Raw genomic sequence first — 15231 nt, 5'->3', positions numbered from 1 at the left:
CTCGGACCCGGGTTGCGGGAGGCACCGGCGCCGACCCGCGCACGCCCGAGCCGCGGCGACGGAGATCCTCCTCGCGTCGAGATCGGCTGAGCCCCGGCCGGTCGTCTCCCCGGCGACCGGCCGATCGCGAGGTTGGCGCGTTCAGCCGGGGATTGGCGCGTTCCGTCCTTGTCGCGGTCCCGAGGTGATTCGAGACTTACGTTCGATAGGGATCAGTGTGCTACCGAGGGGAGCCTGCGTTGTCGGTGACGAGGGAGAGTGCCACCGCCTACGTGATTTCCGCACTGGAGGCGAAGGGAACGGCGACCCGGGACGATTTCGACGTCGCCGGGATCGTCGCCGCGTTCCGCGACATCACCGACGGGTGGGACTTCCACCTGATGGAGCGGGAGACCTTCTGGCGGATCGCCTCGACCTACCTCAGGGTGTGAGGCTGCACGCCGGTGAGGACCCCGACCAGCGCCGGGCGGCCCGGCGCAACGAGCCCGCGTCGGAGTAGCCGAGAAGTTCGGCCTGCCTGGTGCCGCTGAGCGATCCCGCGACCGTCACCTGTGCGAATCGGGCGCTGCGTGCCCGGTCCAGCTCCGCGCGCCAGGTGGTGCCGGCTTCGGTCAGGCGTCGCTGCAACGTCCGGGGGCTGACCGTGAGGATGCGGGCGACGCTGTGCAGGGATACCTCCCCGGCCTCGATCGCCTGGTCCAAGGCCTCGGCCACCCGTTGCGGCCAGGCCGAGGCGAGCGTCGGTGGCGGCGGCAGCGCGGCGGCCAGTGGTTGCAGGACCCCGGCCAGGACCGGATCCGCGGTCGTCAACGGCAGATTCAGGTCCGCGGAGCGGAAGGTCATCGAGTCGGTCGGCGCGTCGAACTCGACGGTGGCGGAACCGAACACGTCCCGGAAGCTGTCGATATGCGGGGGAGCGGCCTGGCGTAGCGCGACGCGGACGGGGTCGAGCGGACCGTCGACGACGCGGCGGGCCCGGCTCAGCACGGCCGACAGTCCCCACAGCTGGGTGTGGTCGCGTCCCCGGCCGTCGCCGTGGAGCATCTCGAGGTAGAGGGTGGATTCGTGCTCGGTCTCGGCGACCAGGTCGAAGCGGTGATTGGTGGTGACCGCGGTGACGTACGGCCCGCAGGTGGCCAGCCCGGCGCCCAGCGTCGGCGCGGAGGCGAACAGATAGTCGTACAGGCCCAGGCTCGAGAGTTTGTAGCGGCGGGCGACCTGCAGGGCGACGTCCGGGCCGAGACGATGTTCGCCGATCTCCCACAGCCGGGAGAACACCTCGCTCGGCAGATGCACGTCTTGGCCGGTCATCGACCAGTCGGGGACCCCGGCATCGCGGATCAGCTGCGCGCGATCGAGCCCGGCCGCGTCGAACTGCGAGATGACGAAACGATGTAGCAAGCTCTGGTCGGTAGCCATGACGTCTCCTCGTGGCGGCAGGCCGATCCGCGGACCGGTCGCGGCTACGTCAGCCGCCGTCGTCGACCGATTCGGCGAATCCGAGCTGGGCGGGATTTCTCCATGGAGGACGATACGCTGGGACGCGGCGGCGGGCGTCGATGCGGTGACCTTCCCCGCCTCCTCACCCGAGCATCGCCATCAGCGGTGGCGTGGTCGCGGCGGGTACTCGCGTGCCGGCCATCACGGGAAAGACCTTGCGCGACAACTCCGGTCCCGCCGCCGATCGCTTGCTCGCCAGGCCGCTGGCGGCTCCGTCGCGAAGCCGCACCCGTCCCGCCCGCACCGGCGCTACCGTGGAAGTAACCGTGGGGAGGAACACGATGGTGTCGGTGAGTACCGCTATTCGTTCGATTTCCGCTATCGCTTGAACGACCGGCAGCTGGCGGGTTTCGACCCGAGCCGGGCATATGTCGAAGCCTATGCCGTCGATACACCCGAAGGCCGGGACGAGCGTGGGTGGACCTGTATCGAACGGAGATCGGCACCCGCGCTTCCCGGCTACCCGCGGAGCATCGAGGTCGAGGCCACCGCCGACGACTCCGCCGCGTGGGCCCAGGCCCGGACTGTCGCGCTGGAGGCGCTGTGGATCGCCGAACAGCAACTCGTCCACGATCTCGGTATGCGGATCGAGGGCGGCTTCTCACCCGGACTGCGGCGTGGAGCCGGCTGGTCGGCGGCACGCCGCCGCAGCCGGGGCGCGTCACGGCGGGCGTTCGACGGACTCGAACAGCGGCTGCACGACATCGCCGAGCGCTATCGCCGGGTCCGCGAGCAGATCGAGCTCCGCGTGCACGAGGCCGACGCACGCGCGCAGGAGGAACAGGCACGACTCTGGAAAGCGCAGCGCGAGCGGGAAGAACGCGACGACCGTTGCTCCGAGCTGGCCGCCCGCACCCGATGGAGCTACCGCGTCACCGAGTCGGACAGAACCGTCCATGTCTTTCGCGCCGAGGACTCGACCCTGACCACCGGCGAATTGGTCGACGAGCTTCAGCGCCCCACCCATCACCTCACCGGCTATACCGTGCACTGGGCCGCCGCCGATCGCGCCGAGATCGAGCGCGTCAGCGGTGTGGATTTCACCGCCTGGTGGGCCGTGGTGGCTCCGCGCCACTGGAACGATTCCCGGCGCGTCCCGTCTCGCCCGCCGACCCGTTCCGGCCCCTATCTCGGCGGCCACTCCAGTGAAGGTGGCCATTCCGGCCACGACAGCTTCTCCTCCTGCGGCGGCGGTTTCTGATGCGACGGTCGTCGACGAACTCGTCGATTTAGCGATACCGCGCTGGTGATGCTCGCGCCGAGCAGAGTGTGTCGACGTGCTCGGCCGGTCGGCGGAGGTGGCGGAATCGGTGGGCGCCGACGAGTCGAGTTTCGCCGCGATCGCCCGCGACCTCACAGTATGCGGACGCCGCGGTCCTCGTCGGCTGAGGTAACGGGGCTTGACACGGTCGCGGCCACGGCTTTGACTGACTTGGAAGCTGGTTTCACCTTGTTCGACACTGTCTGAGGGGTAGAAATGCGCGCCATGGTGTGGGTGGGTCCGGGGTGCGGGCGGTCGACTGTCCGGCACGGGTTCCTCCTGATGGCGGCCCTGATCGGTGCCTGTCTGCTCGCCGTGACGGGCACCCAGACGGTATTCGGACAACCGGTGGCGAACGGTGACGGCACCGGCTTCTCGCTGCCCTACTCCGGCGCCCCCGCCTATGAATACGTGGCACCACCGCAGATGACGAGCGCGGATCAGCTCAACCAGCCGCTCGGTCAGGAGCGGGCCGATACGATCGCCGGTCGGATCGGTCTCGGGCGGGGTGACGCGCTGACCGAACAGCAGTATCTCGATCTCACGTCCGGGGGTGGCGTCGGCGGGAACCTCGACGCGGCGGGGGTGATCGTCGCCTGCGTCGAGATCCTCACCAACACGGTGGGCCGACCCGTCTACTCCGAGATCGACGGGCGGCCGGTGTCCTCGGTGTTGGGCAGCTACGGGCTGTATGTGAACCCCAGTGGCTTGCTCGAGAGCCCGGCCAACGCCGACGCACCGACCAGGCAGGTGAACACGCTCATCGCGCCCGGCGGGTTCGTCGGCAATTGGCTGCGGGACAACGGTGCGGTCCACACCCTGGTCGCGCTCTATCGGTCGGCCTATACGGTGCAGGCCGCGTATGGATTCGTGGCACAGCAGATGTCGGGCGCGGCCCAGCTGGTGACCACTACCAAGGGCGGGGTCAGCGCCGAGGTCGGGATGTCGATGGCCCCACCGCTGTGGATCGTGAACTTCGCCCTGATCTACGTCCTGAACCCTGTCCTGGCGGCCGGGATGCCGGCCTACTGGGCGCCGATTCCGCCGCAGGTGGCCGCGGCGATCAAGGCGAGCCCCACCGGCCAGGTGCCGTTCGGCGACTACGCGGGCTACTTCGGCTGACCGCGCAGGGGTGCGCCGACCCGATGCAGGTGCGTGAGCGCCTCGCGGTACGAGGAGATCAGCCCGGTCTCGTGGTACGGGACGCCGATTTCCGCGCAGTAGTCGCGGACGATCACCTGGGCGTGGCGCAAGTTCGGCGTCGGCATGCTGGGGAACAAGTGGTGCTCGATCTGATAGTTGAGCCCGCCGAGCGCGAGATCGGTCACCGCGCCACCGCGCACGTTGCGGGAGGTCAGGACCTGGCGGCGGAGGAAGTCGGGGCGGTTCTCACCGGTCAGGGTCGGCATGCCCTTGTGGTTGGGGGCGAAGATGCAGCCCATGTACAGGCCGAAAAGGCCCTGGTGGACCGCGATGAAGGCGATCGCCTTGTCGGCGGGCAGCACCGCGAAGACCGCGGCCGTGTAGACGGCGAAGTGGCCCACCAGTAGCGCGCCCTCCAGTCCGCGGTGTTTCATCGATCGATTTCCGAGCGCACGGACACCGGCCAGATGAAGATTCAACCCCTCCAGCAGCAGGAGCGGAAAGAACAGGAATGCCTGCGCCCTGCCGAGTAGGCGAGGCAGACCGCGACTGGACCGCGCTTGCTGTTGTGACCAGACCAGAATGTCGGGCGCGACGTCCGGATCGAGTTCTTCGTGGTTGGGATTGGCGTGATGGCGGGTGTGCTTGTCCTGCCACCACCCGTAGCCCAAGCCGATGCCTGCGTTGCCGACGATGCGCCCGACCAGCTCCGTCGGCTGCCTGAGCCGGAAGACCTGCCGGTGGGCGACATCGTGCATGACGAGCGCGACCTGCGCGAACGTCACGGCGAGGGCGACGGCGACCAGCAGGGTCCACCACGAATCACCGACGAGGACGAAGGCCGCCCAACTCGCCACGAACGCGGTCGCGACGAGGCCGAGCCGGACGGCGTAGTAGCCCGGGCGCCGGTTCATCAGCCCGGCGTCGGAGATCCGGCGCAGCAGCCGGGCGTAGTCACCATCGGCGCCGCGCCGTGGTGTCGGTGGAGCGGAAGCGGGGACCAGGGAGGGCGTCGTCATGATTCCGAAGCTATCGGCGGAAATCTCGCCCTTCGTAATCCTGCGGTATGACATCGAATAGGACTGCGGAGTGATCTTTCGACGCCCGCGCAGCGCACGATTCGACAACGGCGGCCCCGGATTTCCGCCCGGACGGGAAATCCGGGAGTAACTTTACAGCTAACCTTTCTTCCCTCGGCAACAGTGAGGTTCGACATGAGGACAATCCGCACTATTCCCGCCGTCCTCGCGGCCTTGCTGTCGGTGGCAGCGGTGTCGGCCGGATGTTCGGTCTCGGTCGGCACCGCCACCGTCGACAAGGAGGCAGTGGCCGAGCAGATCAGCGCCCAACTCCAGGCCCAGGTGGGGGAGACGCCGGACGAGGTCACCTGTCCTGAGGATCTGAAGGCGGAGCAGGGTGCCACGATGACGTGCACCCTCACCGAACAGGGCGCCAGCTACGACGTGAAGGTCACGGTCACCTCGGTGGAGGGCGACAACACGAAGTTCGACATCGAGGTGGCCGACGCACCCAACTAGGGCTCAGTCGGCCGCGTGATCGGCCGCGCGCCCGGCGACGTACTCGGTGGCCCAGCGGTAGTCGGGTTTGCCGCTGGGGGAGCGGGAGATGGTGTCGACCACCCAGATCCGTTTGGGCACCTTGTATCCCGCGAGGTGGGTGCGGATGTGGGCGCGCAGTGCGTCGAAATCCACGGTCGCGTCGGGGCCGGTGGCGATCACGGCGGCGACCTGCTGGCCCCACCGTTCGTGCGGGACCCCGACGATGACCGCGTCGTAGACCGCGTCGTGAGCTTTCACGACGGCCTCGACCTCCTCCGGGAACACCTTCTCGCCGCCGGTGTTGATCACCATGTTGCCGCGCCCGATCAGGGTGATCGAGCCGTCCGTCTCGGCGCGGGCCCGGTCGTCGGTGACCACGACGCGTGCGCCGTCGACCGTCTTGAACAGCCGCGCGGTGCGTTCGGGGTCCTTGTAGTAGCCGAGCGGCACCGCGCCGGTCTTGGCCAGCCAGCCCTCCTCACCCGGCGCGACCGGTCGCCCGTCCGCGTCGACCACCACCGCGCCGCGACCGGTCTGGACCCGGGGACCGCGGGCGGGGTTGTCGTCCTTCTGCGCGAAACCGATACCGCCGAAACCGGTTTCGGAGGATCCGATCGAGTCCGAGACCATCGTCGAGGGGAATTTCTCCAGCAGCGCGTTCTTCACCGGCTGCGACAGCAGCGCCGCGCCGGAGGCGATGACCAGCAGCGAGGACGCGTCCACCGGGGCGGTGTCGAAGGCGTCGATGAGCGGACGTGCCATGGCGTCGCCGGTGATCACCATGACGTGCGGGTGGTGGGTGCCGACGGCCCGCCACACCGCGTCCGGGTCGAAACGCGGCTCGAACAGCACCGCGTTGCCCGACCACAGGGCGGTGAAGGTCGGCATCATCGCCGCGGCGTGGATCAGCGGGGGAAGGACGAACCAGATGGCGGGCACCCCTTGCGCGCCGGTCGCGGACTGCTGGTACTCGTCGCGCACCGGCTCGCCGGTGTAGAAGTCCACGCCTCCGCCCAGCACCCGCCACATGTCCTCCTGCCGCCACATGACGCCCTTGGGCAGGCCGGTCGTGCCGCCGGTGTACATCATGAACAGGTCGTCGCCGGTGCGATGGACGGTGGGACGGAACGGTTTTCCGGTCTCGACCAGCGTCTCGTACGCGAGGACGCCGGAGCCGGCAGCGCCGGACACCCGGTCGTCGTCGACACAGATCGACTGCCGCACCGACGGTGTGCGAGACAGCGCCGCGCCCACGGCCTCGCCGTAGCTCGCGTGATACACCAGCACGTCGAGGTCGGCGTTGCCGTAGACGTAGGCCAGCTCGGCAGGCCCGTACCGGTAGTTGATGTTGATCGGGACGGCGCCCAGTTTGAAGCAGGCGATCAACGTCTCCATGGTCTCGATGCTGTTGTGCATCTGGAACCCGACGTGCGTGCCGCGGCGCACCCCCGTGCTGGTCAGCTGGTCGGCCAAGCGGTTGGCCCGGATGTCGAGCTCGCGGTAGGTCAGCGAGCGATCGCCCTGGATCAGCGCGACCCGATCGGGCATGGCGTCGGCGGAGTGCTCGAACAGGTCGGCGAAGTTGTTGGCCATCTCAGTCCATCTCTGTGCGGTCCGCTCACACGACGGTGAGCGGCAGGGGTTTCCCGCGGTCGGTGAAGGCGAAGCTCGCGCCGGTGCTGAAGCGGGTCACGGCCACCTCCGAGGCTTCCCGGAACGGCTGTTCGGCCAACGTGATCTCGGCGGTCCAGCCGTGTTCGTCGATCGCGCCGACTCGCGCGGCGAACCGGGGGTTCACGCCACGGACCAGCGCATCGAGCGGGCGCAAGTCCGCCGGGATCAGCAGGGCGGGCCACGCGCCGTCGTTGGTCGCCGGGCTCACCGCCGGAAAGCGCACGCGCACACCGGAGCTCGTGACCGTGCTGTCGATTCCGGTGTAGCTCAGCGGATTCAGCGCGGGATGGATCCGGAGCACCAGGGCGAGTGCGTCGGCGTCGTCACCGAGTGACAGGCAGCGGCGGAGGCGCTCCGAGGTGAGTCCGGCGATCCCGGCGAACTGTTTGCGCGCGATGTCGGCCGCGACCGCCGGCTCGGCGCGTTCCCGGAGGGCGACCAGGAAGCCGAGCGTGAGCAGATGGTGCTGCAGGCTGATCTCGTCGGCCAGCCGGCGCAGGGCCGACCGGGAGAAGTCGCCGAAGCGCAGATCACTCAGCAGTGGTCCGGCGTAGTCGCCCATGCCCTCCTCGCCCGGGTCGATCGGGGCCAGCACGAGCCCCGCCGCCTCGGAGTTCGCCACGAGGGCGGCGTTGCGTGGGGCGGCGGGCGGAACATGGGACCCATCGATGACGACGGTCCACGCGCACACCGGGGTGCGGTCGGCGGGCACACGGGGTGGTCGGTGCACGGGCCGCACCTGGGCGTGCGGGTTGGTGGCCAGCGCCGTCGCGTCGAAGGTGGGGTCCTCGATGTCGTGGCACATCGCGACCACGAATTCCTCGCCCATCGGTTCGACATCGGCCAGCGCCCCGCAGTGGTCGAGCCAGAACTCCCCGTGATCGTGGTCGTCGACCCGGAAGCGGAAGTCCATGAACTGGGGCGGTGCGCCGATGTCGAGTTGCAGGCCCTTGAAGATCGTCTCGACGCCGTCGCCGGTGATGCCGAGCGCGCGCCGGATGCGCCGGGTGTAGACGGGACTGGCCAACTGCCACTCCTCGATCGCGACCTCGGTCATCCCGGCGCGCCCGAAGGCGGCGATCGTGTGCGCCATGCCGGATCGGTCGATGAGATGACCGCTCAGCAGCAGTTCGGGAACCAGCACCGCCAGCTGGTCCCTGGACAGTGCGTCGTATCCGCTCACCGGCGTCACCACAGGGAGGCGGGCGATTCGCCGATGCGGTACCAGCCCGGCAGCGGCTCCTTCGACACCGAGCGCTCGATCCGCTTCTGCATCCCGGGTGAGAGCGCCCGATCGGTGATCATGTCGAGGAACATCGCCGAGACATTGCCGAAGTCGAAGAAGTCGCGCTGCCACGACCACTGGAAGTCGCCGCCGTAGCGGAACCAGCTGCCGCCGATTCCTTCGGGGGAGTAGTGGCGGCCGTCGGCGCGCGTGCCCTCGTTGATCTGCTTCCAGAATCCGATGACGGTGCCGCTGCGATCGTCGACGACGAACTCCTGGTACGGATAGGTCCAGCCCTCGAGCCCCGCCATCTCCTGGCCGAGAGCCAGTTCGCGGATCTCCGCGCGCCCTACCGCCATGAATTCCTGTGTGGGGCCGTAGTTCCAGCCGTAGGTCGCGTCGATGGTGTACATCTCGGCGAGGGGCTTCCAATCGCCCTTCTCCTCGCACCGCTGGTTCTCCACGACCCAGCGCCGCACCATCTCGTCGAGTTCGGCGCGCTCGAAACCTGCCATCAGTCCGTGCCTTTCGGTGGGGAGTCGGCATCGTCGGCGATCGACAATGCTCGGGTGGGACACCAGCGGATCGCGGCCTGGACGGCACCGTGTTCCGACGGGGCGGGCGTGGGATCGGTGATCTGGACCGTGCCGTGCTTGGGCACGGTGAAGATCGTGGGCGCCTCGTCCTGGCACACGCCGTGCCCTTGGCACAGGTCCGCGTCGACCACGATCCTCATGACGCGCTCCCGCCCTCGGGCAGCGGCCGCAACGGCGCTTCCGGTTGCACCTCGACCAGCACCATGTGGGCGCCGCGTGGCACCGAGATCACCGTGGCGACGGCGTCGGCCAGATGTTCGGGCCGCAGCATGTACGGATGCCGGGCGAAGCCCCAGTCCTTCCAGTCCTGCAGCAGCGGGCCGACGACCTCCGGCGTCGAATCCATGCCCATGCCGGTCAGTGTCGGGCCGGGGCGTACCAGTGACGCCCGGATCCCGCTGCCCTCCAGCTCCATGCGCAGCTGCTCGACCATCGCCTCGAGCCCGTTCTTGGCGGCGCTGTAGGCGCCGCTGCGTGGCCGGGGGTTGTCCGCGCAATCGGAGCTGATCACCACGAGATCGCCGCGGCGCCGGGTCGTCATCCCGGGGAGCACCCGGTGGATCAGGCGATGCGCGCCGACCAGGTGCACCTGCACCTGCCGCAGGAACCGTTCCGGGTCCATCTCGCCGACGAGCGCGAATTCGATGTCGCCCGCGCCGGAGACGAGGATTTCGGTCGGTCCGAGGGCGTCCTCGGCGGCGGTGACGAACGCGTCCACGGACGCGCGATCGGTGACGTCGAGGTGATGGGCGAAGGCCTCGCCACCGTCGGCGCGGATCTTGGCGGCGAGGTCCTCACACCGCTGCACGCGGCGCGCGCCGAGGGCGACCGGGTGGCCGAGAGCGGCCAGGGCAACGGCCGTCGCGGCACCGATGCCGGACGACGCGCCCGCGACCAGGGCCGGCCTGCGTTCGGGGTTGGGTTCGAATCGGGGCACTAGCGGACCTCTACTGTGATGGGAAGTTTGGCGAAGCCACGGACATTGGTCGAATGCACGCGTTCGATGCCCCGCGGGTCGATCCGGTAGGCCGCCACCCGCCGCACGAACTCGCCGAGCACGACGCTCGCCTCGAGCCGGGCCAGATGCGCGCCGAGGCAGAAGTGCACGCCCGCACCGAAACTCGCGAGGGTGCCGCCGCCGCTGCGGTCGATCCGGTAGGTGTCGCCGTCGTCGAACGCCGCCGGATCCCGATTGGCCGCGCCGATCAGCAACAGCACCTTCGCCCCGGCCGGGATGGTGCCGCCGTGGTAGTCGAGGTCGACCGCCGCGGTACGGGCGACGAGCTGACTCGAGGTGTCGTAGCGCAGCGTCTCCTCGACCCAGTCCGCGACCAGGTCGGGATCGGCGGCGACCTTGGCGTACTCCACGGGATCGACCCCCGCCCAGTAGAGGGCGTTGCCGAGAAGCTTGGTGGTGGTCTCGTTTCCGGCGACCACCATCAGGAACATGAACCCGATGATCTCGTCGTCGGTGAGGGTGTCGTCGTCGATCTCGGCGTCGAGCAATGCCGAGGTGAGGTCGTCGCGGGGGTCGGCCCGGCGCTGGGCGACCATGTCGGCGTAGTACCCGAACAGCCGGATCGATGCGTCGATCGCGTCGGCGGGCACATCGAGAACACCTTCCTCGCGGTGCACCACCAGATCGGCCAGCCGCCGGATCTCGGCGCGGTCCGGCTCCGGCACCCCCATGAGTTCGGAGATGACGTCCATCGGCAGCTTGCCCGCGACGTCGTCGATCCAGTCGAAGCGCCCCCGCGCGAGGGCGGGTTCGAGGTGCTCGAGGGTGATCTGGCGGATCCGGTCTTCCATCTCGGCGACCCGCTTCGGGGTGAATCCCTTGTAGACCAGCCTGCGCATACGCATGTGCCGGGGATCGTCCATCGCCAGAAACGACATCACCCGATGCGCGTGTGGTCCCCACGCCGCCGGGTCGAGCGAAACTCCGTTGGCGCTGGAGAGCCGATTGTTGTCGCGAAATGCCGCGAGGACATCGGAATGCCGCGACAGCGCCCAGAAATCGAGATCCGGGTTGTGATAAAGCGGCGCCTCGGTGCGCAGCCGGTGATACGTGGGATACGGATCCTCGTGGAATCGATAGTCGTACGGATCGAAATACACGGGCTCCACAGCGGCGCTGGTCATCGCGAACACCCCGGTTCCGATCGGATGTCTCCGACAGCGTCGGGTCGGTCGAGACCCGAAGGAGACAGGTAGCTGGACATGTGTCTGGACGGTATCACCGACGCGCACCGGGCACAACGCTTTCGCGGACGATCGCGACGACGACGTGCCCGGCCCGCTTGGCGAGATTCGCCTCAAAGATGCTGGTAATCAACATTTTCGGACCGCATGGTCGGGCCCGATCCGGGTCTGGGAAGGCTCGGCGGGGAGCTGGTCAGGAATCTGGAACAGTGTCTGGAATGTGGTCTAGATCATATGGTACGGTCACCCGCATGGCACGCGTAGACGGCGAAGTCGCACCGGCCGGCGGCGGTGCGGTGGGGGTCGGTGGCCTGGAATTGCCGGAGCCGAAACAGGCCGGTGCCGCACAGATCCTGCGCCGGAATTTCTCGGTCACCGTCCTATCCAGCGTGGCCACCCTCGGCCGGGCCCTGCGCATCGGCGCGAGTGCCGTGTCGCTCGGCATCGTGGACGCGGTTCGATGGCGATTCCAGATTCACGAAACACTCGCCCAGGCGTGGTTTCTCATCCGGGTCACCGCGGTGCCGAGTATTTTGATGGCCATTCCGTTCGGCGTCATCGTTTCCGCGCAAGTCGGCAATATCGTGTCCGAACTCGGCGCCGATTCGATGATCGGCGCGGCGGGCGGGCTCGGTGTCATCAAACAGGGCGCGCCGATGGCCACCGCGATGTTGCTGGGCGGAGCGGGGGCGGCCGCGATCGCCGCCGACCTGGGCGCGCGGACCATCCGCGAGGAGGTCGACGCGCTGCGGGTCATGGGCGTCGACCCGGTGCGACGCCTGGTCGTCCCGCGGATCGCGGCGATGATGCTGGTGGCGCCGCTGCTCAACATCCTGATCATCGTCGTCGGCGTCGCGTCCGGATTCGTGGTCGCGGTGTCGGCGCTGAACGTGACACCGGGCAGCTACTGGTCGTCGTTCGGCGCCTTCACGACGCCGATCGACCTGTGGGTCTCGTTGGTCAAGGCGCTGCTCTTCGGATTCCTGGTCGTGGTCATCGCCTGCCAGCGCGGGCTGGAGGCTACCGGCGGGCCGCGGGGTGTGGCCGACGGGGTCAATGCGGCGGTGGTGATGTCGATCGCGGCGGTTGTCGTCCTGAACACCGTGATCACCCAGGTGGTCACGCTGTTCTTCCCGGTCAGGATGGCGTGATGACGGCGGCTTCGTACTATCCCGTCGGGCTGCGCTGGGTGGGGCGGCTGCGGCGTGCCCGCGTGCACCCGCTCGCCCCGATCGACTCGCTCGGGTTCGTCCTCGGATTCGTTTGGCAGGTCGTGTCTTCGGTGCCCTACACCCTGCTGCGTTACCGCCGCCAGACGGTGGCGACGGTGACCGACATGACCTGGGGCCGCGGCTCGGTGATCATCGGTGGCGGGGTGGTGCCGCTGATGCTGCTGCTCGGTGCGGCCATGGGCGCCTCCATCGGCATCGAGGCCTTCAGCGCGCTGAATCTGCTGTCGCTGGGTCAGCTCAGCGGCCTGATCTCGGCCTTCGGCGTGACCCGCGAACTCGCGCCCATCGCGGCCGGGATCGGCTTCGCGGCCCAGGCCGGGTGCCGGATGACCGCCGAGATCGGGTCCATGCGCATCTCCGAGGAGATCGACGCGCTCGAATCGCTCGGTATCCGGTCGGTGCCCTTCGTCGTGACCACCCGGGTGATCGCCGGGATCATTGCCGTGGCACCGGCGTTCGTGGTCGCGCTGATCCTGAGCTACGCCTCCTGCGCGCTGATCGTCACCACGATCCACGGCACCCCCTCGGGGACCTACGACCACTACTTCGACCAATTCGTGGTGGGCTGGGACGTCGTCGCCGCGACCGTGAAGGTGATGGTGTTCGCGATGGCTGTCGTCCTGATCCACTGCTACCAGGGCTATTTCGCCACCGGCGGCCCGGAGGGGGTCGGCATCGGCTCGGGTCGGGCGATCCGCGCCAGCCTGGTGGCGATCATCGCCCTCGACATGGTCGCCACGATCCTGCTGTGGGGATTCCAGTCTCCCGTGACCTTCACCGGGTGATGCCATGCCTGCCTACGCCTTGCCGGGAACCGAGGTCGGACCTCGCCGTGCCCGCGCTCTCGGTGCGGTCGCCGTCATCGTCGCGTTGCTCGCTCTGCTCGCGTGGCGGGTACTGCCCGAGGACCGGCCCGACGGGGAGATCCGGGTCGAGTTGCTGGTCGAGCAGGTAGGTGCCGGTGTCGGTCCGGGGACCGAGGTCCGGCTCGACGGCGTGCGGGTCGGGTCGGTCGGGACGATCGACTCGGCGGGCCGGGGGATACAGCGAATCAGCCTGACGCTGAACGGCTCTCAGCTGTTCGGGCTGACGAACACGCTGAGTGTGGACTATGCCCCGGGCAATCTCTTCGGCATCAGCGCCCTCGAACTCCACTCCGGCGCCGGCGGTGTCGCCCTGACCGAGGGGTCGACCGTCGACCTGACCGTCGGCGCCGCCGACCGGGTGCGCGACGCCACCCTCTCGGCCCTGCTGACCTCCACCGGCGCGCTCACCGACGAGGTGCTGACGCCCCGGCTCGCCGATCTGCTCGCCACGATCTCCCGCGACCTCGCTGCCTTCGGTCCCCTCCTCGAAGCCATCGGCGCGACCGCGCGCTCGTTCGCCGAAACCCAGCGGCTGCCACCGTCGATGCTGTTCGACCAGTTCGGGTCGGCGCTGTCCGGTCTCCCACCGATGCTGACCGGCAGCCTGACCCTGCTCTACGCCGACTACACCAACGAATACCTGAGCACCCCTGAACATCTCGCGAAGTTCGGCCGGATGTTCTCCGATATCCAGTACCAGCTGTTGCCGACCGTCACCGCGTTGCTCGGTACCTCGCGGCACTACTTCGGCGGCCTGCTACCCATGACGAGCCTCGTCCTCGATCAGCTGTCCGGCTCGATCAGCGCGCCGGAACGGTCCGGGCGGCAGCTGAGCGAACTGCTCGAGCGGCTGGACTCCGCCTTCGTCGACACCCCGCAGGGCCCCGTGTTGCGCGCCGCCGTCGACCTCGACGTGGTGCCGGGGCTGGCCGGGCCGCTGGCCGCCCTGCTGCCTGAGGGTGGTCGCTGATGAGCACCCGATCCCTGCTCCTGCGGGTGCTCTCGGCGACGGCCGCGATGGCCCTCGTGCTCGTCGGTGTGCTGCGGGTGATCGAACGCCCGGTCGACGGCGAAACCTACACCTACACAGCGCTGTTCACCGATGCGAACGGCCTGCGCCGCGGCGACGACGTGCGCCTGCACGGCGTGCAGATCGGCAAGGTGGGTGAGGTCGAACTCGACGGCGCGCTGGCGCGGGTGCGTTTCACGGTGGTCCGGGACCGCGCGCCGGCCACCGGCACCACGATCGCGATCCGCTACCAGAATCTCACCGGATTCCGGTACCTGGAGCTCCGGCCGCCCGACTCACCCGGCCGTCCGCGCGACCCGGCCGCGGTCTTCGGGACCGCGGAGACGGTGCCCGACTTCGACATCACCCGACTGTTCAAGGGTTTGCAACCCGTCCTGGCGCAGCTGTCGCCCGAGGACCTGAACCGGTTCGCGACCAGCATTCTCGCCGTGATCCAGGGCGACGGCTCGGGCATCGGCCCAGCGCTGGGCGCCATCGACACGCTGAGCCGCTACGCCTCCGATCGGCAGGCCGTCCTGTCGACACTGGCCGCCAATCTCGCGCAGGTCGCCGATCACCTGGGCGGAAAGTCGGGCAACGCGATGCGGCTGCTGACCAATCTGACCAACCTCTTCGTCACCATCACCGAGAAGCTGCCCGGACTGGTCGATTTCGCCGCGGGAATCCCGGTGGTGCTCCAGCCGCTGCGCAGCATGCTCACCGTGCTCGGCGTCACCGGCGAACGCGACCGCGATCTCGACGCCGCCCTCCAGCGCGCCTTCCCCGACCCGGCCGACGCGGTGGCCGCGTTCGAGAACCTGCCCGGGCTGATCCAGGCCATGGCGCAGGCCGTTCCGGCGACCGGGCCCGACCTGGTCTGCACCCACGGTGCGACCGAGGCGCCGGAACCGCTGCGCGTACTGCTGACCGGACAGGGAGTCGTGCTGTGTCATCGATAGTGTCG

At 68.9% G+C, this 15231-nt stretch carries 17 protein-coding genes; 8 read left to right on the top strand and 9 right to left on the bottom strand.

The window, feature by feature from the left end; translation table 11 throughout:
- The first annotated feature begins 245 nt into the window (after positions 1-245).
- On the top strand, positions 246-431 hold the full coding sequence (locus ATM97_RS24575) for a hypothetical protein (protein WP_308248605.1): 186 nt from the start codon (positions 246-248) through the stop codon (positions 429-431).
- Here the strand turns inward: ATM97_RS24575 and ATM97_RS24570 are convergent.
- A complete protein-coding gene (locus ATM97_RS24570) occupies positions 421-1419 on the bottom strand; it encodes an AraC family transcriptional regulator (RefSeq protein WP_218720512.1) in 999 nt (332 codons plus the stop codon). The genes ATM97_RS24575 and ATM97_RS24570 overlap by 11 nt on opposite strands.
- 163 nt (positions 1420-1582) lie before the next feature.
- Complete coding sequence (locus ATM97_RS24565) at positions 1583-1744, bottom strand: hypothetical protein (RefSeq protein ID WP_218720511.1); 162 nt, start codon at positions 1742-1744, stop codon at positions 1583-1585.
- Positions 1745-1825: 81 nt separating this feature from the next.
- On the opposite strand from ATM97_RS24565, the gene ATM97_RS24560 reads away from it, so the two are divergent.
- A complete protein-coding gene (locus ATM97_RS24560; RefSeq protein ID WP_218720510.1) occupies positions 1826-2701 on the top strand; it encodes a hypothetical protein in 876 nt (291 codons plus the stop codon).
- 276 nt (positions 2702-2977) lie between these two features.
- On the top strand, positions 2978-3883 hold the full coding sequence (locus tag ATM97_RS24555) for a hypothetical protein (RefSeq protein WP_374104897.1): 906 nt from the start codon (positions 2978-2980) through the stop codon (positions 3881-3883).
- On the opposite strand, the gene ATM97_RS24550 is transcribed toward ATM97_RS24555, so the two are convergent.
- Positions 3871-4923 carry an acyl-CoA desaturase gene (locus ATM97_RS24550; RefSeq protein WP_218720508.1) on the bottom strand — a complete coding sequence of 351 codons (1053 nt, stop codon included), beginning with the start codon at positions 4921-4923 and terminating at the stop codon, positions 3871-3873. The two genes, ATM97_RS24555 and ATM97_RS24550, sit on opposite strands and share 13 nt — an antisense overlap.
- A gap of 195 nt (positions 4924-5118) precedes the next feature.
- Between ATM97_RS24550 and ATM97_RS24545 the strand changes: the two genes are divergently transcribed.
- Positions 5119-5442 carry a DUF4333 domain-containing protein gene (locus tag ATM97_RS24545; RefSeq protein WP_218720507.1) on the top strand — a complete coding sequence of 108 codons (324 nt, stop codon included), beginning with the start codon at positions 5119-5121 and terminating at the stop codon, positions 5440-5442.
- Positions 5443-5445: 3 nt separating this feature from the next.
- On the opposite strand, the gene ATM97_RS24540 is transcribed toward ATM97_RS24545, so the two are convergent.
- Genes ATM97_RS24540 through ATM97_RS24515 form a run of 6 tightly spaced genes read right to left on the bottom strand, consistent with a single transcriptional unit; the run spans position 5446 to position 11100 of the window.
- Positions 5446-7056 carry an acyl-CoA synthetase gene (locus ATM97_RS24540; protein WP_218720506.1) on the bottom strand — a complete coding sequence of 537 codons (1611 nt, stop codon included), beginning with the start codon at positions 7054-7056 and terminating at the stop codon, positions 5446-5448.
- Positions 7057-7081: 25 nt separating this feature from the next.
- The gene (locus ATM97_RS24535) at positions 7082-8332 is read right to left on the bottom strand and encodes a hypothetical protein (RefSeq protein ID WP_218720505.1); all 1251 of its coding nucleotides are present in this window, start codon (positions 8330-8332) and stop codon (positions 7082-7084) included.
- A complete protein-coding gene (locus ATM97_RS24530) occupies positions 8326-8877 on the bottom strand; it encodes a nuclear transport factor 2 family protein (protein ID WP_218720504.1) in 552 nt (183 codons plus the stop codon). The genes ATM97_RS24535 and ATM97_RS24530 overlap by 7 nt, the downstream gene beginning before the upstream one ends.
- Positions 8877-9098, bottom strand: coding sequence for a ferredoxin (locus tag ATM97_RS24525; RefSeq protein WP_218720503.1), 222 nt, complete (start codon positions 9096-9098; stop codon positions 8877-8879). Before ATM97_RS24525 ends, ATM97_RS24530 begins: the two co-directional genes overlap by 1 nt.
- Positions 9095-9895, bottom strand: coding sequence for an SDR family oxidoreductase (locus ATM97_RS24520; RefSeq protein ID WP_218720502.1), 801 nt, complete (start codon positions 9893-9895; stop codon positions 9095-9097). The genes ATM97_RS24525 and ATM97_RS24520 overlap by 4 nt, the downstream gene beginning before the upstream one ends.
- Positions 9895-11100, bottom strand: a complete 1206-nt coding sequence (locus ATM97_RS24515; protein ID WP_218720501.1) for a cytochrome P450 — start codon at positions 11098-11100, stop codon at positions 9895-9897. The genes ATM97_RS24520 and ATM97_RS24515 overlap by 1 nt, the downstream gene beginning before the upstream one ends.
- Before the next feature lie 269 nt (positions 11101-11369).
- Between ATM97_RS24515 and ATM97_RS24510 the strand changes: the two genes are divergently transcribed.
- Genes ATM97_RS24510 through ATM97_RS24495 form a run of 4 tightly spaced genes read left to right on the top strand, consistent with a single transcriptional unit; the run spans position 11370 to position 15226 of the window.
- A complete protein-coding gene (locus ATM97_RS24510; RefSeq protein ID WP_308248603.1) occupies positions 11370-12311 on the top strand; it encodes an ABC transporter permease in 942 nt (313 codons plus the stop codon).
- Complete coding sequence (locus tag ATM97_RS24505) at positions 12311-13177, top strand: ABC transporter permease (protein ID WP_218720500.1); 867 nt, start codon at positions 12311-12313, stop codon at positions 13175-13177. The genes ATM97_RS24510 and ATM97_RS24505 overlap by 1 nt, the downstream gene beginning before the upstream one ends.
- Before the next feature lie 4 nt (positions 13178-13181).
- Positions 13182-14228 (top strand): MlaD family protein, encoded by a 1047-nt coding sequence (locus tag ATM97_RS24500; RefSeq protein ID WP_218720499.1) that lies wholly within the window; start codon positions 13182-13184, stop codon positions 14226-14228.
- Positions 14228-15226: an MlaD family protein gene (locus tag ATM97_RS24495; RefSeq protein WP_218720498.1), complete on the top strand. Its 999-nt coding sequence runs from the start codon at positions 14228-14230 to the stop codon at positions 15224-15226. Before ATM97_RS24500 ends, ATM97_RS24495 begins: the two co-directional genes overlap by 1 nt.
- Positions 15227-15231: the final 5 nt, after the last annotated feature.

The organism is Nocardia sp. MH4 (genome assembly GCF_019266065.1).
In the GTDB taxonomy this organism is placed as follows: domain Bacteria; phylum Actinomycetota; class Actinomycetes; order Mycobacteriales; family Mycobacteriaceae; genus Nocardia; species Nocardia canadensis.
The sequence above is the reverse complement of the archived record's forward strand: the minus strand, read 5'-3'. Positions and strand labels throughout refer to the sequence as shown.